The organism is Paraburkholderia sediminicola (assembly GCF_046026895.1).
Classification (GTDB): domain Bacteria; phylum Pseudomonadota; class Gammaproteobacteria; order Burkholderiales; family Burkholderiaceae; genus Paraburkholderia; species Paraburkholderia sediminicola_C.
Map to the genome: position 1 here is coordinate 46915 of NZ_JAQQEU010000011.1, position 21512 is coordinate 68426.

The following is a 21512-nucleotide window of genomic DNA, read 5'->3' on the forward strand; positions in this document are numbered from 1 at the left end:
GCGCGCTGCGGCTTTTTCGAGCAGCCCGCGCAAGGCCGCCGGTTCTATGAACCGGCGCACTTTCATAGAAGATTTAACGGGTTACGACACATACATGGCGGGTGTCGATTGCCTGTTAACGCTAAAATGGCAGTTTTCCCTCGCATTTTCGCGGTGCTTCGATCGTCCAGATCCTCGACAGTCCGTCGCACGCGCGTCGTCCTCCATGTCATGCCCACTCTCGGCTCCCACAATCTGCGTAACAACCTGTTCGTCGCCCCGATGGCCGGCGTGACCGACCGGCCGTTCCGGCAGCTCTGCAAGCGGCTGGGCGCGGGCTATGCGGTGTCGGAAATGGTCGCCTCGAACGCGCAGCTATGGAAAAGCGAAAAGACCATGCGCCGCGCCAATCACGCGGGCGAAGTCGAGCCGATCGCCGTGCAGATCGCCGGCGCCGACCCGGCGATGATGGCCGAAGCGGCCCGCTACAACGTGGCGAACGGCGCGCAGATCATCGACATCAACATGGGCTGCCCGGCCAAGAAGGTGTGCAACGTGGCCGCGGGTTCCGCTCTGCTGCAGAACGAACCGCTGGTGCAGCGCATCGTCGAAGCGGTGGTGGGCGCGGTGGGCGTCGGGCCCGACGCGGTGCCCGTCACGCTGAAAATCCGCACCGGCTGGGACCGCGACAACAAGAATGCGTTGCGCGTCGCGCATCTGGCCGAGGCCGCCGGCATTTCGATGCTGACCGTGCACGGCCGCACGCGCGCCGACCTGTACCACGGCGACGCCGAATACGAGACCATCGCCGCGGTGAAGGCGTCGGTGCGCATCCCGGTGGTGGCCAACGGCGACATCACAACGCCGCAAAAAGCGCGCGAGGTGCTTGCCGTCACGGGCGCCGACGCGATCATGATCGGCCGCGCCGCGCAGGGGCGCCCGTGGCTGTTCCGCGAGATCGAGTATTTCCTGCAAACGGGCGAGTTGCTGCCGCCGCCGCGCATCGACGAAATCCAGCAGGTAATGAACGAGCATCTCGAAGATCACTACGCGTTCTACGGCGAATTTACAGGCGTCCGCACTGCGCGCAAGCACATCGGCTGGTACACTCGCGGCCTTTCCGGCGCCAACGTGTTCCGGCATCGCATGAATACGCTGGACACCACGCGCGAACAACTCCTCGCCGTCAACGAGTTCTTTGACGCACAAAAGGCGCTCTCCGACCGCCTCGTCTACGTCGACGAAACACCCGACACCCAGGGCGAGGACCCTACCGACCGACTAGCAGCATGAGCAAGAACAATATCGAACAATCTGTCCGAGACAGTCTGGGGATGTATTTCCAGGATCTCGACGGCTCCAATCCGCACGATGTCTATGACATGGTGATTTCGTGCGTGGAAAAACCCCTGCTCGAGGTGGTGCTCGAGCAGGCCGGCGGCAATCAGTCGCTGGCCGCCGAGTATCTCGGCATCAACCGCAATACGCTGCGCAAGAAGCTGCAACAGCACGGTTTGTTGTAGCGCGTCGTAGTTTCTTCGCGCCCCGCCACGTTTCTCTTCGGCTTTTCGTCTTCATCATGATCAAGCAAGCGCTCATCTCCGTTTCCGACAAGTCGGGCATCGTCGACTTCGCGAAGTCGCTGTCCGACCTCGGCATCAAGATCCTGTCGACCGGCGGCACCGCGAAACTGCTCGCGGACGCGGGCCTCTCCGTCACCGAAGTCGCCGACTACACGGGCTTCCCGGAAATGCTGGACGGGCGCGTGAAAACGCTGCACCCGAAGGTGCACGGCGGCATCCTCGCGCGCCGCGACCTGCCGGAACACATGGCAGCGCTTGAGAAGCACGACATTCCGACCATCGACCTGCTGGTCGTGAACCTGTACCCGTTCGTGCAGACCGTGTCGAAGGAAGAGTGCTCGCTCGAAGACGCGATCGAAAACATCGACATCGGCGGCCCGACCATGCTGCGCTCGGCCGCGAAGAACCATCGCGACGTGACGGTGGTGGTCGACCCGGCCGACTACGCGCTGGTGCTCGAAGAAATGCGCGCGAACAGCAACGCGGTGTCGTACAAGACGAACTTCCGCCTCGCGACCAAGGTGTTTGCGCACACCGCGCAATACGACGGCGCGATCACGAACTATCTGACGAGCCTGACCGACGAGCTGCAACACGCGTCGCGCAATGCTTATCCGGCAACCTTCAATCTGGCGTTCAACAAGGTGCAGGACCTGCGCTACGGCGAGAATCCGCATCAGAGCGCCGCGTTCTACCGCGACCTGAGCGTGCCGGCCGGCGCACTGGCGAACTACAACCAGTTGCAAGGCAAGGAACTGTCGTACAACAACATCGCGGATTCCGACGCGGCGTGGGAATGCGTGAAGACGTTCGACGTGCCGGCCTGCGTGATCGTCAAGCACGCGAATCCGTGCGGCGTGGCGGTCGGCGCGGATGCGCACGAGGCGTACTCGAAGGCGTTCCAGACCGACCCGACCTCGGCGTTCGGCGGCATCATCGCGTTCAACCGCGAAGTGGACGAAGCGGCGGCGCAAGCCGTGGCCAAGCAGTTCGTCGAAGTGCTGATCGCGCCGTCGTTCAGCGCCGACGCGCGCCAGGTGTTCGCGGCGAAGCAGAACGTGCGTCTGCTGGAAATCGCGCTGGGCGAAGGCCATAACGCGTTCGATCTGAAGCGCGTCGGCGGTGGCCTGCTGGTGCAATCGCTCGATTCGAAGAACGTGCAGCCGCACGAATTGCGCGTGGTGACCAGGCGTCATCCGACTCCGAAGGAAATGGACGACCTGCTGTTTGCCTGGCGCGTCGCGAAGTACGTGAAGTCGAACGCGATCGTGTTCTGCGCGAACGGCATGACGCTAGGCGTCGGCGCCGGCCAGATGAGCCGCGTGGACTCGGCGCGCATCGCCAGCATCAAGGCGCAGAACGCCGGTTTGACGCTGACCGGTTCGGCGGTGGCCTCGGATGCGTTCTTCCCGTTCCGCGACGGCCTCGACGTGGTCGTCGCAGCAGGCGCGAGCTGCGTGATTCAGCCGGGCGGCTCGATGCGCGACGACGAAGTGGTCAACGCAGCCGACGAGCACAACATTGCGATGGTGATGACCGGCGTGCGTCATTTCCGGCATTGAGGCAAGGTTGGCTGGCGGTTGTACTGCCGCGTGCCTGCTGCAGATTGCATGTCGCGGCGCAAATCGCTGAGTAAGCGCTGAGCTTCACAAAAATGGCCTGGTGGAACTTCCGCCGGGCCGTTTTCTTTTCAGGCGCGCTTCCTGGGGCGCGTTCCTTTGCTCTCTCCCTGCTACGCGCTCCGCTCAACCGTCCGGCTGTTTTCTCGCATAGCCGTTCTTCACCTCCGGATGCTGGCTGATATACGTGCCAAGTCCCTGTCCGCGTCGCGCGAGGCGCTTCAGCACGGCGAGGTGCCGCGCGCCGACACTGGCCTCGGTGTACCAGTACACGACGCCCGGCCTGAAGCGGACCTTGACGAAATCTTCGCCGAGTTCATAGGCGTCGACGCCCGAGTCGCCGCTGAGATTCCGATAGCGCTCCATCTGCGATTGCCTCCTCGCAACGCCTCCAGCAGCTTTTATTCCGCCGATCCCGCCGTCTGCCGGCCGCCATCCAGCGTGCGTGTTGTAGTATCGCAGGCACCTGGCTTTTACCGCATTCGCGGCACCTCATGAGAATTCTCGGCATCGACCCCGGCCTGCGCGTCACCGGCTTCGGCGTGATCGACCAAAGCGGCCACACGCTCAGCTACGTCGCGAGCGGCGTCATCAAAACCGCCGACGCCGATTTGCCGTCGCGGCTCGGCACCATCTTCGAAGGCATCTCGACGCTGATCCGCCAGCATTCGCCGGATCAATCGGCGATCGAAAAAGTGTTTGTCAACGTCAATCCGCAATCCACGCTGCTGCTCGGCCAGGCACGCGGCGCGGCGATCTGCGGGCTGGTGGCGGGCGGCGTGCCGGTTGCCGAATACACCGCGCTGCAATTGAAGCAGAGCGTGGTGGGCTATGGCCGCGCGACCAAGGAGCAGATGCAGCAGATGGTGGTGCGGCTGCTCAATCTGTCCGGCGTACCCGGCACCGACGCCGCCGACGCGCTCGGCATGGCGATCTGCCACGCGCATGGCGGTTCGACGTTGAGCACGCTAGGCGGCATCGCGCCTTCGCTGGCGAAGAAAGGACTGCGGGTGAGGCGCGGCCGGCTGGTGGGATAGCGCGGCAGTGGGCCGTTTTCGTGTTGCACAGCATGCCACCGCATGACTCACGGTTCGCGCGTCGCGGGCCAGGACAGTGTGCGGCTCGCGCCCGCGGTCAAAACCGGCTTACGCCACCCGCGAAACGCACGGCGTCATAAGCCATCGGCACCGCCAGCAAGAGTTGCGACAAACCGAACGCCGCTGCCGACGCGTGGCAGTACGTGCCGACCAGAATACCAGCCAACGACGCGAATCCTGCCGAACGCCCCTGGCTCACGCTGCGTGAGGCGATCAACAACATGTCGGGTCCGGGCGTGGCGGTCAACGCGAGACACGCGCCGGCGAATAGCGCGAGAGTGGTCAGGCTCAGCAGGGAAGCTCCTTCTGGGGTGAATGGGTTGAGAACCCGCCAAAAGGGATCTCAATCCTTGCACCCGGCTCGCGGGGGGTCAATGTCGGTCGACGCGGGTGCGCATCGCGCGACGCGCACTCGCTGCGCTACACTCGCCCTTTCCCTCGAAATTGAATTCGCCATGATCGGTCGCATTGCCGGCGTTCTGCTGGAAAAAAACCCGCCGCATCTGCTCGTCGACTGCAACGGCGTCGGTTACGAAGTCGACGTGCCGATGAGCACGTTCTACAACCTGCCGTCGAACGGCGAGCGCATCGTGCTGCTCACGCAGATGATCGTGCGCGAAGACGCGCATCTGCTCTACGGCTTCGGCACTGCCGAGGAACGCTCGACCTTCCGCGAACTGCTGAAAATTTCGGGCATCGGCGCACGCATGGCACTCGCGGTGCTATCGGGCATGAGCGTGCACGAGCTGGCGCAGACCGTCACGATGCAGGACGCGGCGCGCCTCACGCGTGTACCGGGCATCGGCAAGAAGACCGCGGAGCGGCTGCTCCTCGAACTGAAGGGCAAGCTCGGCGCGGACCTGGGCGCGATGGCGGGCGCGGCGTCGGCATCCGGCCATGCGCCCGATATCCTCAACGCGCTGCTCGCGCTGGGCTACTCCGAGAAAGAAGCGTTGGCGGCCATCAAGAACGTGCCGGCCGGCACTGGCGTCTCCGAGGGCATCAAGCTCGCGTTGAAGGCGTTGTCGAAGGCTTGACACGGATCGGGCGGCTCGACGTCCGCGGGTTGACCAGAGCTTCGCACAAGCCCCGGCTGAACGCACCCTGGCCGTTCGGCCGGGTTTCGCGCCGAACTCCTCGCGGTACAATGACCGGATGATCGAAACCGACAAACTCGCCGCCGAGCGCATCATCGCGGCCACGCCCGTCTCGCCGAACGAAGAAGCGTTCGAGCGCGCGTTGCGCCCGCGCCAGCTCGAAGAATATGTCGGGCAGGAAAAAGTGCGCGGCCAGCTGGAAATTTTCATCGAGGCCGCCAAGCGCCGTTCCGAATCGCTCGACCACGTGTTGCTGTTCGGGCCGCCGGGCCTCGGCAAAACCACGCTTGCGCACATCATCGCGCGGGAGATGGGCGTCAATCTCCGGCAGACGTCAGGACCGGTGCTCGAACGCGCCGGCGACCTCGCCGCACTACTGACCAATCTAGAAGCCAACGACGTGCTGTTCATCGACGAAATCCACCGGCTCTCGCCGGTCGTCGAAGAAATCCTGTACCCGGCGTTGGAGGATTATCAGATCGACATCATGATCGGCGAAGGGCCGGCCGCGCGCAGCGTGAAGCTGGACTTGCAGCCGTTCACGCTGGTCGGCGCAACCACGCGCGCGGGCATGCTGACCAATCCGCTGCGCGACCGCTTCGGCATCGTCGCGCGGCTCGAGTTTTACAACGCCGAGGAACTGGCGCGCATCGTCACGCGCTCGGCGTCGCTGTTGCACGCGCAGATTCATCCGGACGGCGCGTTCGAAATCGCCAAACGCGCGCGCGGCACGCCGCGTATCGCGAACCGCCTGCTGCGCCGCGTGCGCGACTTCGCCGAGGTGAAAGCGGACGGCAACATCACCGCGTCAGTGGCCGATGCCGCGCTGCGCATGCTCGACGTCGACCGAGTCGGCTTCGACCTGATGGACCGCAAGCTGCTCGAAGCCATCCTGCACAAGTTCGACGGCGGCCCGGTCGGCGTCGACAATCTGGCGGCGGCCATCGGCGAAGAGCGCGACACGATCGAAGACGTGCTCGAACCGTATCTGATCCAGCAAGGCTTTCTGCAACGCACGCCGCGCGGCCGCGTCGCCACACTGCTGACCTACCGGCATTTCGGTCTCGCCGCGCCGGACGCGTCGAGCACGCTGCCCGGCCTGTGGGATGCGGCCGCGCAGTGAGCCGCACGTAGCGAGGCCGCTCAGGATGTCCGACCAGACGACGAGGCGTTCCGGCTCATCCAGTGGGATCGCCCAGTTGCTCACACGCAGGCTCCGCTCGAAACTGGCCGCGGGCGTCACGCATCTGACGAGCGGCAGCGGCCCTACTCTCGACTATTCAACGCCGCCCGGTGATCCGGGCCTGTTCGGGCCCGACTCCGTGTGCTGGACAGTCCACGCCGACTTCACGTCGATGATGACGGGCGGCATCAGCGCGTTGCTGCTTCAGGCATTGCACCCGTTGGCGCTCGCCGGCGTGTGGGACCATTCGACCTTCCGCACCGATATTCTCGGGCGCTTGCGCCGCACGGCGACCTTCATCGCCGGCACGACATACGGCAGCCGGCACGATGCGTTGGCGCTGATCGAACGCGTCAGGCGCATCCATCTCGGCGTCAGCGGCGTCGCAGCGGACGGACAGCCGTATCGCGCGAGCGAACCGGCACTGCTGACGTGGGTGCATGTCGCCGAGGTGTCGAGTTTCATGACCGCGCACTTGCGTTATGTGAATCCGCAACTGTCCGTGGGCGCGCAGGATCAATACTTCGCGGAAACGGCGCGCATCGCCGAAATGCTTGGGGCGGAGAGCATTCCACGCTCGCGTGCCGAAATCGACGCTTATCTGCTGGCCATGCGGCCTGCGCTGGTGGCCAGCGAGCGCACGAGCGAAGTCGTGAGGATTCTGATGAGCGCGCCCGCGCCGAGCCTGGCGATGCGGGCCGCCGGCACGTTGATGCTCAATGCGGGTGTGGATCTTCTGCCGGACTGGGCGCAGCCGATGTTGGGATTCGAGCGCTATGCGGCGCTGCGCCGGACGTTCGCGAGGCCGGGCGTGCGGCTCGTCGCGCCGGTCATTCGTTGGGCGCTGGTGAATGGGATATCGAAACGCGCGCGCAGGCGCGTGGCTGCGACGCACGAATCACATTGACGCGGGCTGCGGCTACGCGCACACAACCGCTCAGCCAACCCGCGCCTGGCGCTCCTCCATGCCACGCCACGTCGTTCGACGTGACCGCGGCAAACTTCTGCGTTCAAACCGCGCGCAGCGCTTCTCCGCTCAACGCCCCGGTTCCGGAATCTTTCTGAAACCATCGTCCGCGGCAGGCGCATCGAGATGCGCAATGTCCGCCCACGAGACGATCGTCGCCGCACCGTGATCGAAATCCACCACGTTCAGGCTGGCATTGAGCAGCGGGTAATCACGCGGCGCGTCGAGCGGCAAACCACACGCGAAACGGCGCACGCAATCGAGCACGCCGCCATGCGCGACACAAGCGATCCGCTCGCCCGGATGCGCGGCGACCAGCGGCTCGATCGCATGGACCACGCGATGGTAGAAGACCCGCTGCGACTCGCCTTCAGGCGGCGCAAAACCAGGATCGCGGGTTTGCCAGTGCGCGTATTCATCGGGAAAGCGCAGCGCGATCTCGTCGCTGTCATGCCCTTGGAAAGCGCCATAGGACCGCTCCCGCAGACCTTCGCGCAATTGCAGCAGCAAGCCGAGCGCGTCGGCAATGGGCCGCGCGGTCTGCTGCGCGCGTTGCAGATCGCTCGAATAGATCGCATCGAGCCGCGCGCCTTGCTTCGCCTCGTCGGCGAGGCGGCGCGCGAGACGTTGCGCCTGGGCCAATCCGGTGGTCGCGAGCGGAATGTCGATATGACCTTGAATGCGCTTGATGCGGTTCCAGTCGGTCTCGCCGTGCCGGATGAACAGAATCTGCGTAGTCATGAGATAGGAGTGGGCGCCGTTCGCCGGTTATGCCGAGCCGCTATTGTCGCAAAAACGGCTGGAGGGTAAGTCGCGCGCAAAGTGGCGCGCGCCGGAGGCTAGCCGACGAGGCGTCTCGCCTCGTTTGCCGGATGCAGGCTCAGGCGTTCGTCTGCAACCAGAACTTGACCGGCCCGTCGTTGACGAGCGACACCTGCATATCCGCGCCGAACTCGCCCGTCTCGACGATCGGATGCTTCGCGCGCGCGGCCGCCACGAAGTAGTCGAACAGGCGCTGGCCTTCATCCGGCGGCGCGGCCGGCGTGAAGCTCGGGCGCAGGCCGCTGTTGGTGTCCGCTGCCAACGTGAATTGCGACACCAGCAGCAGGCCGCCCGCGCGCCCCGCCCCATCGAGATTCTGCACGGAGAGATTCATTTTGCCCGCCGCGTCGCTGAACACGCGATAGCCAAGCACTTTGGCGAGCAGCCGGTCGGCGGCCGCCTCGGTGTCGCCGCGTTCAGCGCACACGAGCGCGAGCAGACCCGCGTCGATCGCGCCGGTCACCCGGTCGGCCACGCGCACTTCGGCGCGGCGCACGCGTTGGATCAGCGCGATCATCGGCTGTTCGACTCCGCTGGCAACGATCGATACATCACCGGGCCGTCACGCCGTGAGCGTGACGCGTGCAAAGCGGCGCTTGCCGACCTGCACCACGTACTCGCCGGCTTCGACCTTCAGGCCCTTGTCGGACACGGTCGCGCCGTCGATCTTCACGCCGCCCTGCTCGATATTGCGCAACGCTTCGCTGGTCGACGGCACCAGGTTGGCCTGCTTCAGCAACTGGCCGATCGCGAGCGGTGCGCCGGCGAGCGTCACCGCCGGGATATCGTCCGGCACGCCGCCCTTCGCGCGATGGTTGAAGTCTTCGAGCGCGCGCTCGGCGTCGGCTTGCGAGTGGAAGCGCGCGACGATCTCCTGGCCGAGCATCACCTTGAAATCGCGCGGATTGCGGCCCGCTTCGATCTCTTTCCTGAAGCCCGCGATTTCGTCCATCGGACGGAACGACAGCAGTTCGAAGTAACGCCACATCAGCGTGTCGGAGATGCTCATCAGCTTGCCGAACATGTCGGTCGGCTTCTCGCTGATGCCGATGTAGTTGTTCTTCGACTTCGACATCTTCTCGACGCCGTCGAGCCCTTCGAGCAGCGGCATCGTCAGGATGCACTGCTGCTCCTGGCCGTACTGCTTCTGCAACTCGCGGCCGACCAGCAGATTGAACTTCTGGTCCGTGCCGCCGAGTTCGAGGTCTGCGTTCAGCGCGACCGAGTCGTAGCCTTGCATCAGCGGGTACAGGAACTCGTGAATCGAAATCGGCACGCCGCCCTGGAAACGCTTGGTGAAATCCTCGCGCTCCAGAATCCGCGCCACCGTGTAGCGCGACGCGAGCTTGATCATGCCGTCGGCTCCAAGCGGCATCGACCATTCGCTGTTGTAGCGGATCTCGGTCTTGTCGCGGTCGAGCACGAGCGCGGCCTGCTCGAAATAGGTCTTCGCGTTCGATTCGATCTGCTCGCGCGTGAGCGGCGGGCGCGTCGCGTTACGGCCCGACGGATCGCCGATCAGCGACGTGAAATCGCCGATCAGGAAGATCACCGTGTGACCGAGATCCTGCAACTGGCGCATCTTGTTCAGCACGACCGTGTGGCCGATGTGAATGTCGGGCGCGGTCGGATCGAGCCCGAGTTTGATGCGCAGCGGCTTGCCGGTGGCCGCGCTCTTCGCGAGTTTTTGCGCGAACTCGTCTTCGATCAGCAGTTCGTCGACCCCGCGCCTGGTGACGGCGAGGGCGTGCCGGACTTCGTCGGTGACCGGAAAGGCGGAAGCGGGGCTAGGCTTGGTGGACTCGGTGCTCATGCTGGAAACGTGAAGTCGCGAAAAAGGGAGATTGTCCCATAGATACGCGCCGACGCGCCCACTGACGCGGCGACGAACGAGTCACGAGCGAGTCACGGGCGATTCACAAGCGGCCTGGAGGCGTGCTTGGGGGCGCGCGATTCGCGCGGCACGCCGCGCCGGCGGCGTCGACGCGCTCATATTCGACCGCGCTTGCGCCGATAATCTGCTAAAACGGATCGCAACGACCCTCGACAGGAGCAGCAACGTGGCGCAACACCCAGCAGACGGCGTCTACTTCGGATTGATGTCAGGAACGAGCATGGATGGTGTGGACGGCGTGGCCGTCCAATTTGAGGAAGGAAAGTCGCCGGTGGTGCTGGCCGAAGCGTTTGTCGGCTTCTCCGCGGGGGTACGCGAGGCGCTGTTCGCGCTGCAGCAGCCGGGCGACAACGAGATCGAGCGCGAAGCGCTGGCCGCCAATGCGCTCGCCACGCGCTATACGGTGTGCTGCCACGAACTGCTGCGCGGCAGCCGCGTGTCCGCTGCGGAAGTGCGCGCAATCGGCGTGCACGGGCAGACGGTGCGGCATCGGCCGGAAAAAGGCTATACGCGGCAGATTAACAACCCCGCGCTGCTCGCGGAAATGATGCACATCGACGTGGTCGCCGATTTCCGCAGCCGCGACGTGGCGGCCGGCGGCCAGGGCGCACCGCTCGTGCCGGCCTTTCACGCCACGGTGTTCGGCGCGAAGGACGAAACGCGGGTGGTCTGCAACCTCGGCGGCATCAGCAACATCACGATCCTGAACGCGACCGGGAGCGTGCGCGGCTTCGACTGCGGACCGGCGAACGCGCTGCTCGACGAATGGGCACAGCGCCACCTCGGCAAGCCGTTCGACGAAAACGGTCATTTCGCGGCCGGCGGTCAGGTCGATCGCAAGCTGCTCAATGCATTGCTCGACGAGCCGTTTTTTTCGCAGCAGCCGCCGAAGAGCACTGGCCGCGACCTGTTCAATCCCGAATGGCTCGACGCGAAGCTTCAGCCATTCGCCACGCTAGCCCCCGCCGACGTGCAGGCGACGCTGGTCGCGCTGACAGCGGTGACGGTCGCGCGTGAAATCGAGCGGCACGCGTCCGACGCGAGGGCCGTCTATGTGTGCGGCGGCGGCGCGCGCAATCCGGAGATTCTGAAGGCGTTGCACCAGGCGCTGGAGGACAGCGGCGTGAGCGGTGTGCCTGTGATGACGACCGATGCGCTCGGCGTGCCGCCAAGCCAGGTCGAGCCACTCGCGTTCGCGTGGCTGGCGATGCGCTGCATCGCGCGGCTGCCGGGCAATTTTCCGGCCGTTACCGGCGCGGCCGCCGAACGCGTGCTCGGCGCCATTTACCCGCGTTGATGACGTCCCCGTATTACGATTCGGGCGGGCAATAAAAAACGGGGCCGAGGCCCCATCCAGTATGAAATGGCCTGGGCGGCTGTGACCCGCTCTTACGGCAAACTGCCCGCGCTGCTCAGTCGCCTGCGTGAGCGGCTCAAGCAACTTACCAACAAAAAACGGCCCGGGCGCTGCTGCGCTCGGGCCGTCAAATCTAGACCTTTCCGTTATACCGTTCGATACCTGAAAAGAGACCTTTACTGAACGGCATTAGGGCCGCGGCCCCGTTTTTCTTCACAACCGGCTGTGTGGCCTGACGCCGATCAAACCGAGAACGACGAGCCGCAACCACAGGTGGTGGTAGCGTTCGGGTTCTTGATGACGAACTGCGCGCCGTTGATGTCATCCTTGTAGTCGATCTCTGCGCCCACCAGATACTGGTAGCTCATCGAGTCGATCAGCAGCTGGACGCCGCTCTTGTTCATGACGGTGTCGTCTTCGTTGACGGCTTCGTCGAAGGTGAAACCGTACTGAAAGCCCGAGCAGCCGCCGCCCTGCACGAAAACGCGCAGTTTGAGGTCCGCATTGCCTTCTTCTTCGATCAGTTGCTTGACCTTGTCAGCCGCTGCGTCGGTAAAAACGAAGGGGGCGGGCATCTCGGTCACAGGTGTATCGGTGACTGCGTTCATTCGAACTCTCCAAAAAGCTTCTAGCCGCTATTGTAGGGCTGATCGCAATATCGTGCTGAAGCCCACAAAATCAATGGGTTCTTCCCGCGACACCGACGGACGGTGCGAATGTCGCCGCCAGCCAGCGCGAACGGGAAAAACACTGCTCTGGCGACGAATCCGCAGCCGCCCCGAGCCTCGAAGCCACAACTCAAAGCCCCAAGCCAGACCCGTAAAAAAAAGCCGCCTTCGCGAAAGCGTTGGCGGCTTTTGCAGCGCACCGGCCCTGGAGCCGGCTCGCACCCGAAACGATTAACGCTTCGAGAATTGCTTCCTGCGGCGTGCCTTGTGGAAACCGACCTTCTTACGTTCCACTTCACGAGCGTCACGCGTGACGAAGCCTGCGTGCGACAGTTGCGGCTTCAGCGTTGCGTCGTAGTCCATCAGCGCGCGGGTGATGCCGTGGCGAACCGCACCGGCTTGACCCGTTTCACCGCCACCGGTCACGTTGACCTTGATGTCGAACGTAGCGCCGTGGTTCGTGAGTTCCAGCGGTTGACGCACGATCATCAGCGACGTTTCGCGCGAGAAGTAATCGGCGATAGGCTTGCCGTTCACAACGATGTCGCCTTTGCCTGCCTTGATGAACACGCGTGCGACGGCGCTCTTGCGGCGGCCCGTGCCGTAATTCCAGTTACCGATCATGTGGGCTCCCCTTAGATCTCGAGCGCTTTCGGCTGTTGTGCCGAATGCGGGTGCGTTGCTTCAGCGTAGACCTTCAGCTTCTTGATCATCGCGTAGCCGAGCGGGCCCTTCGGCAGCATGCCCTTGACCGCTTTCTCGAGCGCGCGGCCCGGGAAGCGTTCCTGCATCTTGCCGAACGTCGTTTCATAGATACCGCCCGGGTAGCCCGAGTGGCGATAGTACTTCTTGTCAGTAGCCTTGTTGCCCGTGACCTTCAGCTTGCCGGCGTTGATAACGATGATGAAATCACCGGTGTCGACGTGCGGAGTGAATTCAGGCTTGTGCTTGCCGCGAAGACGGTGTGCCACTTCGCTGGCGACACGCCCGAGAACCTTATCCGTCGCGTCAATCACGTACCATTCGCGCGTCACCTCATGGGCTTTTGCGGAAAACGTCTTCATGATCGATCCAAAAAAATTGCTGCGCCCAATGTGTTTTTTCCTGCTTGTAGTGTGCGCATCGAGGCGCGTGCAGGCTCTCCCTGGTTCTTCCTCCGCGGGCGCGGATGCGGAAAAGCCCTGAATTATAAAGGAATTTGCGACTGCAAGTCAAAACGTGCGGGGTTTTGTGACTTCGCACGCTCGAGACACGACGCCACGGAGGCCATTTCGCGCCCTCTGCCCGCCTGAAATCGAGCGCTATTTCAAACAAGAGCACGCAACCGCAGGGGCGAAGACGGGCGAAAAAAAACCCGAACGAGCGGTTCGGGTTTAATCCACCAAAGGAGGAGGTGGAGGAGACAGCGGAGGTCGCAAACTGCTGCAACCGATGACAGCGATTATATGAGCCCAACTTGTGCGACGCAAGAATATTTGCATTGCGAAATTCGATTTCATAATGTGGCATATGGCTGCGAGCAGAACGAGCCAAAATTCCCTTTTAAATCAAAGACTCACCGCTCCGACGTCAACGGATCAAGCGAAGCGGGTCTAGAGTAAAACCCCTAAAATAGTGAGGGCATTCCCGAATCGTCCGAACATGCCGCACCGCAACACACAAGCCGCCATCCCGCATAATTTTCGTCAAAAGTCGCCTCGGGCGGATCCGCAGGCATCGGGCTACAATGCCCGTCTCTCGATATTGCAAAGCGCGGTGGAGCACAGCATGGAATGCAAAGTGAGCTGGATGGGGCAAGACGGGATGGCATTTGCGGCCGAGACAGGCAGCGGTCATCTGGTCGCGATGGACGGCGCGCCTGAAGGCGGCGGCCGCAATCTCGCGCCGCGTCCGATGGAAATGGTTCTGCTCGGCACCGGCGGCTGCACCGCCTACGACGTCGTCATGATCCTGAAGAAGAGCCGCCAGGAAATCGCCGGTTGCTCGGTGACGCTGAAGGCCGAACGCGCCAGCGAAGATCCGAAAGTGTTCACCAAGATCCACTTCCACTTCACCGTCACCGGCAAGAACCTGAACCCGGCCACCGTGGAGCGCGCAATCAATCTGTCGCACGACAAATACTGCTCGGCCTCGATCATGATCGCGAAGACCGCGGAGCTGACTCACTCGTTCGACATCGTCGCGAACTGACTGCGGCCAGCCATGCTGGCGCCGGACCGGGCGTCCCGAATACCCGCATCAAATGAAAATGCCGGCGTCCGCAAGGACGCCGGCATTTCTTGTTTAAGTGGCAAAGCAGGCCGATAAGCCGGATTCTGTGCACGCGCAACGTCCGAAAACGCGACGCGCGTGGCAGCCATTCCTCTAGGCGCGCCATTACTGACGCGCTCAAGCTTCCTACCCGCAGACGAGACGGGGGCCCCGTCCTGCATCTCGAAGATGCGCGCCTGCCTACTTGGAATTGCTCCGGGTGGAGGTTACCGTGCCGGTCTGCCTTGCAGCAGCCGCGGTGCGCTCTTACCGCACCGTTTCACCCTTACCTGATCCCGGCTTGCGCCGGGCCATCGGCGGTTTGCTTTCTGTTGCCCTGTTCCGCGTGTTGCCACGGATGGCCGTTAGCCATCACCCTGCCCTGTGGAGTCCGGACTTTCCTCGCCCTCTTTGGCCGAAGCCACCGAGGCCGCGACTGCCTAGCCTGCTTTGCTGCGGCGAATTTTAACATCTGCGCGGTCGGCAAGCCGCCGCATCGGCTGAAATAGACGAATGGCCAGCGGAAACGGCAATCGGATGCGAACGATCCGCCGTAGTGGACACGAGCAGCGGGTCTCGCCGAATACCTCGCGGTCCCTCTTAGCGGCTGCGCCGCCCTGTGCGAAATACCGATGCGTCGTCGTAAAACGCGGGCGATTCGTTCTCAGGCCACCAGCCCGGAATGCCCAGCACCGGAAGCGGCGCAAACATGCGGCTCGTCAGCGCTTCGGTGTCGAGCAGCGCTGTGCTGACCGCTTCATCCAGCCACGCGTCGCGCGCAGCGACGTCCCATTCGAAATACACGGCCGGCACGTCGACGATCCACGCATGCCCCGTGCAAGCCTTGAACGGCTCGATCAGCTTTTCCAGCAATGCGTGGCCGAAGCAGCGTACTTCACAACTCGCACCCCACGCATCGCGCCGGGCCACCAGCAGCGTCTGCCAGTCGAAGCCGCGTAGCGCCGCGCTCAATGCGGGATCGGCACAGGCGAACAGCAACGCATTCTCGTCGAACAAGGTCAGCGTATCGCGCACCCCGCCACGGGTCGGGCCGACGCCCAGCACGTCGATCGCCGCCGACTGCCGCGCGTTCAACGCCGCCTTGATGCGCGGAAACGCAAACCACATCGAGCCGTTGAAGAAGTCGTGCAGATTGTGGCGCGTCGGCACGCAGCCGGTCGACGCGATGTGCGCCTCGTACGCCGCGCCGGCCGACAGATCGTCCTGCGCGATGAACGCGAGACGCTGACCCCGGCCCGTGGTCCGCCGCATCTGGGCGGCGTCGGCGTTCATTTCGGCGAGCAAGGCCGCGTCGCTCGTCAGCGCGGCCTGCTGCCAGCGGCGGCCGCGCGGAGCGAACTGCGCGAACCAAGGCTTCGACCAGTCGACCGCGGCAAAGCCCGGCTGCGCCCCTGCCCCTGCGTGCGCCGCGTCGTGCTCCGTCTCACGCAACTGCATCGCGCCGATGCCTCAAACCAGACGCCAGCCAATCGACTCGCCGCCGCGCAGCGGCACGACCGGCGTATCGCCGACCGGCAATTCAGCCGGCAGCGTCCATTCCTCGCGACGCAGCGTAACTTGTTCCACGTTGCGCGGCAGGCCGTAGAAATCCGCGCCGAAGAAACTCGCGAAGCCTTCGAGCTTGTCGAGCGCACCGGCTTTGTCGAATGCCTCGGTGTACAGCTCGAGCGCGTGCAGCGCCGTATAGCAGCCCGCGCAACCGCACGCATGCTCTTTCAAGCCCTTCGGATGCGGCGCGCTGTCGGTGCCGAGGAAGAAGCGCGGATTGCCCGACGTCGCCGCCTCGACCAGCGCCACGCGATGCGTCTCACGCTTCAGCACGGGCAAGCAGTAGTAGTGCGGGCGAATGCCGCCCTGGAAGATCGCATTGCGGTTGTACAGCAGATGGTGCGCGGTGATCGTCGCGCCGAGCAGCTCAGGCGCCGCACCGGCTTCGCGGATGTAGTCGACCGCGTCTTTTGTCGTAATGTGTTCGAACACCACCTTTAGCGCCGGGAACGCGCGGCGCAACGGCGTCATCACGCGGTCGATGAACACCTTCTCGCGGTCGAACAGATCGATCGACGAGTCCGTCACTTCACCGTGCACCAGCAGCGGCATGCCCAATTCCTGCATCGTTTCGAGCGTTTTCGCGCACTTCATGAGGTCGGTGACGCCCGCGTCCGAATTGGTCGTGGCCCCCGCCGGATACAGCTTCACGCCATGCACGAAGCCGCTCTCGCGCGCGCGGCGGATCTCGTCGGGCGGCGTGTTATCGGTCAGGTACAGCGTCATCAGCGGTTTGAATTTCGCCCCTTCGGGAATCGCGGCGATGATCCGCTCGCGGTACGCCTGCGCCATTGCGGTAGTCGTAACCGGCGGCTTCAGGTTCGGCATGATGATCGCGCGGCCGAACTGGCGCGCGGTGTCCGGCAACACGGCGGCCAGCATCGCGCCGTCGCGGACGTGCAGGTGCCAGTCGTCAGGACGGGCGAGCGTGATGGAATCGGTGGAAACGTTGGAAGCGGTCATGGCGAATGGGGAACGAGATTCTGCGGCAAAAGCCAATCGACCCGGTCAAACCGCCATGTTGCGGCACAAACACACGTCAATTCTGCTATTTGGCGTTTCTGGCTCGGTGATATGCTTGGAAAATCATCATTGTAACGGCTCGCCCCGTTCACAGGCTTACCCGCAACATGTGCCAACTTCTCGGAATGAACTGCGCCGCGCCGACGGACGTCACGTTCTCGTTCACCGGCTTTGCGGCGCGCGGCGGCGTCACCGATCATCATGCGGACGGCTGGGGCATCGCCTTCTTCGAGGATAAAGCCTGCCGGCTGTTCATCGACCATCAGTCGTCGGCCACCTCGCCGATCGCCGAGATGGTCAAGCGCTACCCGATCAAATCGAAGAACACGATCGCGCACATCCGCAAGGCGACGCAAGGGCATATCCTGCTCGAAAACTGCCACCCGTTCATGCGCGAACTGTGGGGGCGTCACTGGATCTTCGCGCACAACGGCGATCTGAAAGACTATGCGCCGCAACTGTCGGGCGTTTATCAGCCGGTCGGCACGACCGACAGCGAGCTCGCTTTCTGCGCGCTGCTGGAAGGTTTGCGCAAGGCGTTTCCGGGTGCGCAGCAACCGCCGCTCGAAGAACTGTTCGCCGCGCTCGAAAACCTCACGCGCGAAATCACGCAGTTCGGCGTGTTCAATTTCCTGATGTCGAACGGCCAGGCGCTGTTCGCGCATTGCTCGACGCATCTGCACTACATCGTGCGGCGCTGGCCGTTTTCCACCGCGCACCTGGTCGACGCGGACGTGTCGATCGACTTCGCCAAATACACGACGCCGGAAGACCGCGTCGCGGTGATCGCGACCCAGCCGTTGACCGACAACGAAGTCTGGACCGCATTCGAGCCGGGCGATCTGATGATGTTCCAGCATGGCGACGTGATCGGCCGCATCAACGTGCCGGTGCCGGCGTCGGTGCTCGAAAAGCTGCGCAATCCCGTGCTGGATGCGTCGGCGTCGGCCACCACGATCGCGGCATCGACGGCGCCCGCGGTCATGGCCGACAGCGAGTCCGACCTCGAAGCGGCCGACGACGCCGCGGCATTCGAGTCCTGATCACGCCACACGCCGCGCTCGAGGACCCGACCGGATCAAATCACTGGCCAACAAAAAAGCCGCTCCCAGGAGCGGCTTTCTTTCGTTCCCGCCAGCACCCAAGCGCTAGCCGTGCAACACCCTCAGTGCAGGATCTTCGCCAGAAAATCTTTCGCGCGATCCGACTTCGGATTGGCGAAGAAGTCTTCCTTGCGGTCGTCTTCGACGATCAAGCCCTGGTCCATGAAAATCACGCGGTGCGCGACCTTCTTCGCAAAGCCCATTTCGTGCGTGACGCACATCATGGTCATGCCTTCCTGCGCGAGTTCGACCATCACGTCGAGCACTTCGTTGATCATTTCCGGATCGAGCGCCGAAGTAGGCTCGTCGAACAGCATCGCGATCGGGTCCATCGACAACGCACGCGCAATCGCCACGCGCTGCTGCTGACCACCCGACAACTGTCCCGGAAACTTGTCCGCATGCGCGCGCAAGCCGACGCGATCGAGCAGCTTCAGCCCTTTCGCGGTGGCTTCGTCGCTCGAGCGGCCGAGCACCTTCACCTGCGCGAGCGTCAGGTTCTGCACGATCGACAGATGCGGGAACAGCTCGAAGTGCTGGAACACCATGCCGACCTTCGCACGCAGCTTCGACAGATTGGTTTTCTTGTCGGTCAGCGACTGGCCGTTGATGACGATCTCGCCCTTCTGGAACGGCTCGAGGCCGTTGACCGTCTTGATCAGCGTGGACTTGCCCGAGCCCGACGGCCCGCACACCACCACCACTTCACCTTTTTTGACTTCCGTCGTGCAGTCGGTCAGCACCTGGAACTGACCGTACCACTTCGAAACATTCTTGATAGAGATCATCTTGCGACCTTTTTCTGAAGACCTTTGACAAGGCTCGACGCGACCACACAGATCACGAAATAAACCGCGCCCGCGAACAGTACCATCTCGACATTCGTGCCGTCACGATCGCCAATATTCGTGGCGGTGCGGAAGAAGTCGGCGAGGCTGATCACATAGACGAGCGACGTATCCTGAAACAGCACGATACCCTGCGTGAGCAGCAGCGGCACCATCGCGCGGAACGCCTGCGGCAGCACGATCAGGCGCATCGACTGCGCGTAGGTCATGCCGAGCGCGAACGCTGCGTTGACCTGCCCGCGCGGCACCGACTGGATGCCGGCGCGGATGATCTCCGAATAGTACGCCGCCTCGAACAGCGAGAAAGCGACCATGGCCGACGCGAGGCGGATGTCGATATCCGGCGACAGCCCGAGCACGTTTTGCAGCACTTGCGGCACGATCAGGAAGAACCACAGCAGCACCATCACCAGCGGGATCGAACGGAAGATCGTCACGTAGCCCTTCGCGAACCACTCGAAGGGTTTGAACGACGACAGCCGCATCATCGCCAGAATGGTGCCCCAGATGATGCCGAACACGATCGCGATCAACGTGATCTTCAAGGTGACGATGGCACCGGTCCACAGCGTAGGCAGTGCGCCCGGAATACCGCTCCAGTCGAAATGGTGCATCACTTGCCTCCGATATAGCCGGGCAACCGGGTTTTCGCTTCGACCCAGCGCATCAGTTGCATCACCACCAGGTTGATCAGCATGTACGCCACCGTGACCGCGATGAACGACTCATAAGTCTGCGACGTGTAATCGACCAGTTGGCGCGCCTGCGCGGACAGGTCCAGCAGACCGATCGTCGACGCGACCGCCGAGTTCTTGAAGATGTTGAGAAATTCGGACGTGAGCGGCGGCACGATGATGCGGTACGCGACCGGCAACAGCACGTAGCGATACGTCTGCCATTGCGTGAAGCCCATCGCCAGACCGGCGGCGCGCTGGCCGCGCGGCAACGCGTTGATGCCCGAGCGCACCTGCTCGCACACACGCGCGGAAGTGAACAGCCCGAGACAGATGATCGACGACGAGAAGAACTGCGCGGCCGGCGGCAGTTGCTTGAACCAGTTGCCCATCGACACGGGCAGCAGCTCCGGTATCACCAGATACCAGATGAAGAACTGAACGATCAGCGGGATATTACGGAAAATCGCGACGTACACCGTGCCGATTCCCGACGCCCATTTGTTCGGCACCGTACGCAGCACGCCAAAAAGCGAGCCGACGATCAGCGCGATCACCCATGCCGACAGCGACACGGTAATCGTCACCCAGAGGCCCGAGAACAACCAGCCCAGATAGGTGGTCGGCTCGCCGGTGGAGACCGGACTCAGCAGAATGCCCCAGTTCCAGTGATATGACATGACCAAGACTCCAGCAAAAAGAAACGGAAGAAGCGCGTGGCCCCTTCCGTTCCGTTGAGCGTTTCAAAAAAACAGCTAAGGTTTAATCGATTGCCTTGTCATTCGGATTCTTGAACAGCGCTCGCATGTCATCGCTTTGCGGGAAGTTCAGATTCAGGCCCTTCGGCGGAATCGGCGATTCGAACCACTTCTTGTAGATCTGATCGGCTTCGCCCGAGGTCTGGACCTTCGCGATCGCGTCGTCGGCGACCTTCTTGAACTCCGGATCGTTCTTGCGCAGCATGCAGCCGTAAGCTTCACGCGATTGCGGCGCGCCGACGAGCACGAAATCGTTCGGGTTGTTCGACTTCGCGCGTTCGCCCGCGAGCAATGCGTCGTCCATCATGAACGCGGCGGCACGGCCCGTGGACAGCGTCAGGAACGACTCGCCGTGGTCCTTCGCGCTGATGATGTTCATGCCCATGCTCTTGTCCTGGTTCATCTTGCGAAGCAGGCGCTCGGAGGTGGTGCCGGCGGTCGTGACGACCGTCTTGCCCTTCAGGTCGGGCCAGTCCTTGATGCCGGAGTCTTTCTTGGTCATCAGGCGAGTGCCGATCACGAAGATGGTGTTCGTGAACGCGGCCTGCTGCTGGCGCTCCAGGTTGTTCGTGGTGGAACCGCATTCGATGTCCACGGTGCCGTTCTGCACCAGCGGAATGCGGTTTTGCGACGTGATCGGCGTCAGCTTCACCTTCAGGTTAGGCATGTTCAGCTTCTGCTTGACGGCCTCGACGACCTTCATCGCAAACTCTTGCGAATAGCCGATGACGTTCTGCTTGTCGTCGTAATACGAAAACGGGATCGACGATTCGCGATGGCCCAGCGAAATGACGCCCGTGTCCTTGATCTTTTTCAGCGTACCCGCGTCTTGCGCGTGCGCGCCGACCGTAAACAGTCCGAGAGTCGCGAGCAGCAGCGCAGCTTTTTTAACCTTCATGTTGTGATCTCCTAGGCAAGAACCGGCGCCAGTTTAGCAAAGTAATTATTCTGAAAGTATGGCTATAAACCATGCTGTTGCGCGCGCGCCGCTAAAGGGCTCGCGGCGCTGGGAACCCGTCCG

23 protein-coding genes, 1 other RNA gene and 2 pseudogenes are annotated in these 21512 nt (G+C 63.1%); 11 read left to right on the forward strand and 15 right to left on the reverse strand.

The window, feature by feature from the left end; all coding sequences use genetic code 11:
* Nucleotides 1-210: 210 nt before the first annotated feature.
* Genes dusB through purH form a run of 3 tightly spaced genes read left to right on the forward strand, consistent with a single transcriptional unit; the run spans nt 211 to nt 3124 of the window.
* The gene (gene dusB, locus PQR02_RS10415) at nt 211-1272 is read left to right on the forward strand and encodes a tRNA dihydrouridine synthase DusB (protein WP_408229352.1); all 1062 of its coding nucleotides are present in this window, start codon (nt 211-213) and stop codon (nt 1270-1272) included.
* Nucleotides 1269-1502, forward strand: a complete 234-nt coding sequence (locus tag PQR02_RS10420; RefSeq protein ID WP_007180440.1) for a Fis family transcriptional regulator — start codon at nt 1269-1271, stop codon at nt 1500-1502. The genes dusB and PQR02_RS10420 overlap by 4 nt, the downstream gene beginning before the upstream one ends.
* Before the next feature lie 56 nt (nt 1503-1558).
* Nucleotides 1559-3124, forward strand: coding sequence for a bifunctional phosphoribosylaminoimidazolecarboxamide formyltransferase/IMP cyclohydrolase (gene purH, locus PQR02_RS10425; protein WP_408229355.1), 1566 nt, complete (start codon nt 1559-1561; stop codon nt 3122-3124).
* Between the two features lie 183 nt (nt 3125-3307).
* Here purH and PQR02_RS10430 read toward each other — a convergent pair whose 3' ends face one another.
* The gene (locus tag PQR02_RS10430) at nt 3308-3547 is read right to left on the reverse strand and encodes a hypothetical protein (RefSeq protein WP_408229358.1); all 240 of its coding nucleotides are present in this window, start codon (nt 3545-3547) and stop codon (nt 3308-3310) included.
* A gap of 128 nt (nt 3548-3675) precedes the next feature.
* Between PQR02_RS10430 and ruvC the strand changes: the two genes are divergently transcribed.
* A complete protein-coding gene (ruvC, locus tag PQR02_RS10435) occupies nt 3676-4218 on the forward strand; it encodes a crossover junction endodeoxyribonuclease RuvC (protein ID WP_408229361.1) in 543 nt (180 codons plus the stop codon).
* A 115-nt stretch (nt 4219-4333) separates the two neighbouring features.
* On the opposite strand, the pseudogene PQR02_RS10440 reads toward ruvC, so the two are convergent.
* Nucleotides 4334-4573: pseudogene (locus PQR02_RS10440) on the reverse strand (LysE family translocator); the annotation flags it as partial.
* A 160-nt stretch (nt 4574-4733) separates the two neighbouring features.
* On the opposite strand from PQR02_RS10440, the gene ruvA reads away from it, so the two are divergent.
* The 3 genes from ruvA to PQR02_RS10455 all read left to right on the forward strand — a co-directional run bounded on the left by ruvA (nt 4734) and on the right by PQR02_RS10455 (nt 7465).
* Complete coding sequence (gene ruvA, locus PQR02_RS10445; protein ID WP_408229364.1) at nt 4734-5315, forward strand: Holliday junction branch migration protein RuvA; 582 nt, start codon at nt 4734-4736, stop codon at nt 5313-5315.
* Nucleotides 5316-5433: 118 nt separating this feature from the next.
* On the forward strand, nt 5434-6498 hold the full coding sequence (ruvB, locus tag PQR02_RS10450; RefSeq protein WP_408229367.1) for a Holliday junction branch migration DNA helicase RuvB: 1065 nt from the start codon (nt 5434-5436) through the stop codon (nt 6496-6498).
* 25 nt (nt 6499-6523) lie between these two features.
* Nucleotides 6524-7465 carry an oxygenase MpaB family protein gene (locus PQR02_RS10455; protein ID WP_408229370.1) on the forward strand — a complete coding sequence of 314 codons (942 nt, stop codon included), beginning with the start codon at nt 6524-6526 and terminating at the stop codon, nt 7463-7465.
* Nucleotides 7466-7594: 129 nt separating this feature from the next.
* On the opposite strand, the gene PQR02_RS10460 is transcribed toward PQR02_RS10455, so the two are convergent.
* The 3 genes from PQR02_RS10460 to tyrS form a co-directional block, all read right to left on the reverse strand.
* Entirely contained in the window at nt 7595-8266 is a 672-nt protein-coding gene (locus PQR02_RS10460; RefSeq protein WP_408229373.1) for a histidine phosphatase family protein, read from the reverse strand.
* Nucleotides 8267-8405: 139 nt separating this feature from the next.
* Nucleotides 8406-8864 carry a D-aminoacyl-tRNA deacylase gene (dtd, locus tag PQR02_RS10465; RefSeq protein WP_408229376.1) on the reverse strand — a complete coding sequence of 153 codons (459 nt, stop codon included), beginning with the start codon at nt 8862-8864 and terminating at the stop codon, nt 8406-8408.
* A gap of 45 nt (nt 8865-8909) precedes the next feature.
* Complete coding sequence (gene tyrS / locus PQR02_RS10470) at nt 8910-10160, reverse strand: tyrosine--tRNA ligase (RefSeq protein ID WP_408229379.1); 1251 nt, start codon at nt 10158-10160, stop codon at nt 8910-8912.
* A 247-nt stretch (nt 10161-10407) separates the two neighbouring features.
* Between tyrS and PQR02_RS10475 the strand changes: the two genes are divergently transcribed.
* Nucleotides 10408-11538, forward strand: a complete 1131-nt coding sequence (locus tag PQR02_RS10475) for an anhydro-N-acetylmuramic acid kinase (protein WP_408229382.1) — start codon at nt 10408-10410, stop codon at nt 11536-11538.
* A 54-nt stretch (nt 11539-11592) separates the two neighbouring features.
* A pseudogene (locus PQR02_RS10480) lies at nt 11593-11781 on the forward strand (IS4 family transposase); the annotation flags it as partial.
* 59 nt (nt 11782-11840) lie between these two features.
* On the opposite strand, the gene erpA reads toward PQR02_RS10480, so the two are convergent.
* The 3 genes from erpA to rplM all read right to left on the reverse strand — a co-directional run bounded on the left by erpA (nt 11841) and on the right by rplM (nt 13330).
* Nucleotides 11841-12206 carry an iron-sulfur cluster insertion protein ErpA gene (erpA, locus tag PQR02_RS10485; RefSeq protein ID WP_007180424.1) on the reverse strand — a complete coding sequence of 122 codons (366 nt, stop codon included), beginning with the start codon at nt 12204-12206 and terminating at the stop codon, nt 11841-11843.
* 291 nt (nt 12207-12497) lie between these two features.
* Complete coding sequence (gene rpsI, locus PQR02_RS10490) at nt 12498-12890, reverse strand: 30S ribosomal protein S9 (RefSeq protein WP_331602689.1); 393 nt, start codon at nt 12888-12890, stop codon at nt 12498-12500.
* A gap of 11 nt (nt 12891-12901) precedes the next feature.
* Nucleotides 12902-13330: a 50S ribosomal protein L13 gene (rplM, locus tag PQR02_RS10495; protein WP_020069304.1), complete on the reverse strand. Its 429-nt coding sequence runs from the start codon at nt 13328-13330 to the stop codon at nt 12902-12904.
* 703 nt (nt 13331-14033) lie between these two features.
* On the opposite strand from rplM, the gene PQR02_RS10500 reads away from it, so the two are divergent.
* Nucleotides 14034-14456 (forward strand): OsmC family protein, encoded by a 423-nt coding sequence (locus PQR02_RS10500; protein WP_025602559.1) that lies wholly within the window; start codon nt 14034-14036, stop codon nt 14454-14456.
* A gap of 98 nt (nt 14457-14554) precedes the next feature.
* On the opposite strand, the gene rnpB is transcribed toward PQR02_RS10500, so the two are convergent.
* The 3 genes from rnpB to pyrC all read right to left on the reverse strand — a co-directional run bounded on the left by rnpB (nt 14555) and on the right by pyrC (nt 17048).
* Nucleotides 14555-14968: RNase P RNA component class A (gene rnpB / locus PQR02_RS10505), an RNA gene on the reverse strand.
* Between the two features lie 148 nt (nt 14969-15116).
* Complete coding sequence (locus PQR02_RS10510; RefSeq protein WP_408229386.1) at nt 15117-15974, reverse strand: DUF3025 domain-containing protein; 858 nt, start codon at nt 15972-15974, stop codon at nt 15117-15119.
* Nucleotides 15975-15986: 12 nt separating this feature from the next.
* A complete protein-coding gene (pyrC, locus tag PQR02_RS10515; protein WP_408229389.1) occupies nt 15987-17048 on the reverse strand; it encodes a dihydroorotase in 1062 nt (353 codons plus the stop codon).
* A gap of 167 nt (nt 17049-17215) precedes the next feature.
* Between pyrC and PQR02_RS10520 the strand changes: the two genes are divergently transcribed.
* Nucleotides 17216-18151 carry a class II glutamine amidotransferase gene (locus PQR02_RS10520; protein WP_408229392.1) on the forward strand — a complete coding sequence of 312 codons (936 nt, stop codon included), beginning with the start codon at nt 17216-17218 and terminating at the stop codon, nt 18149-18151.
* 122 nt (nt 18152-18273) lie between these two features.
* On the opposite strand, the gene PQR02_RS10525 is transcribed toward PQR02_RS10520, so the two are convergent.
* The 4 genes from PQR02_RS10525 to PQR02_RS10540 all read right to left on the reverse strand — a co-directional run bounded on the left by PQR02_RS10525 (nt 18274) and on the right by PQR02_RS10540 (nt 21389).
* A complete protein-coding gene (locus PQR02_RS10525; protein WP_408229395.1) occupies nt 18274-18999 on the reverse strand; it encodes an amino acid ABC transporter ATP-binding protein in 726 nt (241 codons plus the stop codon).
* Nucleotides 18996-19673, reverse strand: coding sequence for a glutamate/aspartate ABC transporter permease GltK (gltK, locus tag PQR02_RS10530; RefSeq protein ID WP_408229398.1), 678 nt, complete (start codon nt 19671-19673; stop codon nt 18996-18998). The genes PQR02_RS10525 and gltK overlap by 4 nt, the downstream gene beginning before the upstream one ends.
* Entirely contained in the window at nt 19673-20413 is a 741-nt protein-coding gene (locus tag PQR02_RS10535; RefSeq protein ID WP_408229401.1) for an amino acid ABC transporter permease, read from the reverse strand. The genes gltK and PQR02_RS10535 overlap by 1 nt, the downstream gene beginning before the upstream one ends.
* Nucleotides 20414-20495: 82 nt before the next feature.
* Nucleotides 20496-21389: a glutamate/aspartate ABC transporter substrate-binding protein gene (locus tag PQR02_RS10540; protein WP_408229404.1), complete on the reverse strand. Its 894-nt coding sequence runs from the start codon at nt 21387-21389 to the stop codon at nt 20496-20498.
* Nucleotides 21390-21512 lie beyond the last annotated feature (123 nt).

Bases quoted from the DNA above. Each gene is read 5' to 3' on its own strand.
- PQR02_RS10460 (WP_408229373.1), bottom strand. From the start codon at position 8,266: ATGACTACGCAGATTCTGTTCATCCGGCACGGCGAGACCGACTGGAAC.
- PQR02_RS10520 (WP_408229392.1), top strand. From the start codon at position 17,216: ATGTGCCAACTTCTCGGAATGAACTGCGCCGCGCCGACGGACGTCACG.
- PQR02_RS10430 (WP_408229358.1), bottom strand. From the start codon at position 3,547: ATGGAGCGCTATCGGAATCTCAGCGGCGACTCGGGCGTCGACGCCTAT.
- PQR02_RS10510 (WP_408229386.1), bottom strand. From the start codon at position 15,974: ATGCAGTTGCGTGAGACGGAGCACGACGCGGCGCACGCAGGGGCAGGG.
- purH (WP_408229355.1), top strand. From the start codon at position 1,559: ATGATCAAGCAAGCGCTCATCTCCGTTTCCGACAAGTCGGGCATCGTC.
- ruvB (WP_408229367.1), top strand. From the start codon at position 5,434: ATGATCGAAACCGACAAACTCGCCGCCGAGCGCATCATCGCGGCCACG.
- rplM (WP_020069304.1), bottom strand. From the start codon at position 13,330: ATGAAGACGTTTTCCGCAAAAGCCCATGAGGTGACGCGCGAATGGTAC.
- PQR02_RS10455 (WP_408229370.1), top strand. From the start codon at position 6,524: ATGTCCGACCAGACGACGAGGCGTTCCGGCTCATCCAGTGGGATCGCC.
- ruvC (WP_408229361.1), top strand. From the start codon at position 3,676: ATGAGAATTCTCGGCATCGACCCCGGCCTGCGCGTCACCGGCTTCGGC.
- dtd (WP_408229376.1), bottom strand. From the start codon at position 8,864: ATGATCGCGCTGATCCAACGCGTGCGCCGCGCCGAAGTGCGCGTGGCC.
- rpsI (WP_331602689.1), bottom strand. From the start codon at position 12,890: ATGATCGGTAACTGGAATTACGGCACGGGCCGCCGCAAGAGCGCCGTC.
- dusB (WP_408229352.1), top strand. From the start codon at position 211: ATGCCCACTCTCGGCTCCCACAATCTGCGTAACAACCTGTTCGTCGCC.
- pyrC (WP_408229389.1), bottom strand. From the start codon at position 17,048: ATGACCGCTTCCAACGTTTCCACCGATTCCATCACGCTCGCCCGTCCT.
- PQR02_RS10420 (WP_007180440.1), top strand. From the start codon at position 1,269: ATGAGCAAGAACAATATCGAACAATCTGTCCGAGACAGTCTGGGGATG.
- PQR02_RS10540 (WP_408229404.1), bottom strand. From the start codon at position 21,389: ATGAAGGTTAAAAAAGCTGCGCTGCTGCTCGCGACTCTCGGACTGTTT.
- ruvA (WP_408229364.1), top strand. From the start codon at position 4,734: ATGATCGGTCGCATTGCCGGCGTTCTGCTGGAAAAAAACCCGCCGCAT.
- tyrS (WP_408229379.1), bottom strand. From the start codon at position 10,160: ATGAGCACCGAGTCCACCAAGCCTAGCCCCGCTTCCGCCTTTCCGGTC.
- gltK (WP_408229398.1), bottom strand. From the start codon at position 19,673: ATGCACCATTTCGACTGGAGCGGTATTCCGGGCGCACTGCCTACGCTG.
- PQR02_RS10500 (WP_025602559.1), top strand. From the start codon at position 14,034: ATGGAATGCAAAGTGAGCTGGATGGGGCAAGACGGGATGGCATTTGCG.
- PQR02_RS10525 (WP_408229395.1), bottom strand. From the start codon at position 18,999: ATGATCTCTATCAAGAATGTTTCGAAGTGGTACGGTCAGTTCCAGGTG.
- erpA (WP_007180424.1), bottom strand. From the start codon at position 12,206: ATGAACGCAGTCACCGATACACCTGTGACCGAGATGCCCGCCCCCTTC.
- PQR02_RS10535 (WP_408229401.1), bottom strand. From the start codon at position 20,413: ATGTCATATCACTGGAACTGGGGCATTCTGCTGAGTCCGGTCTCCACC.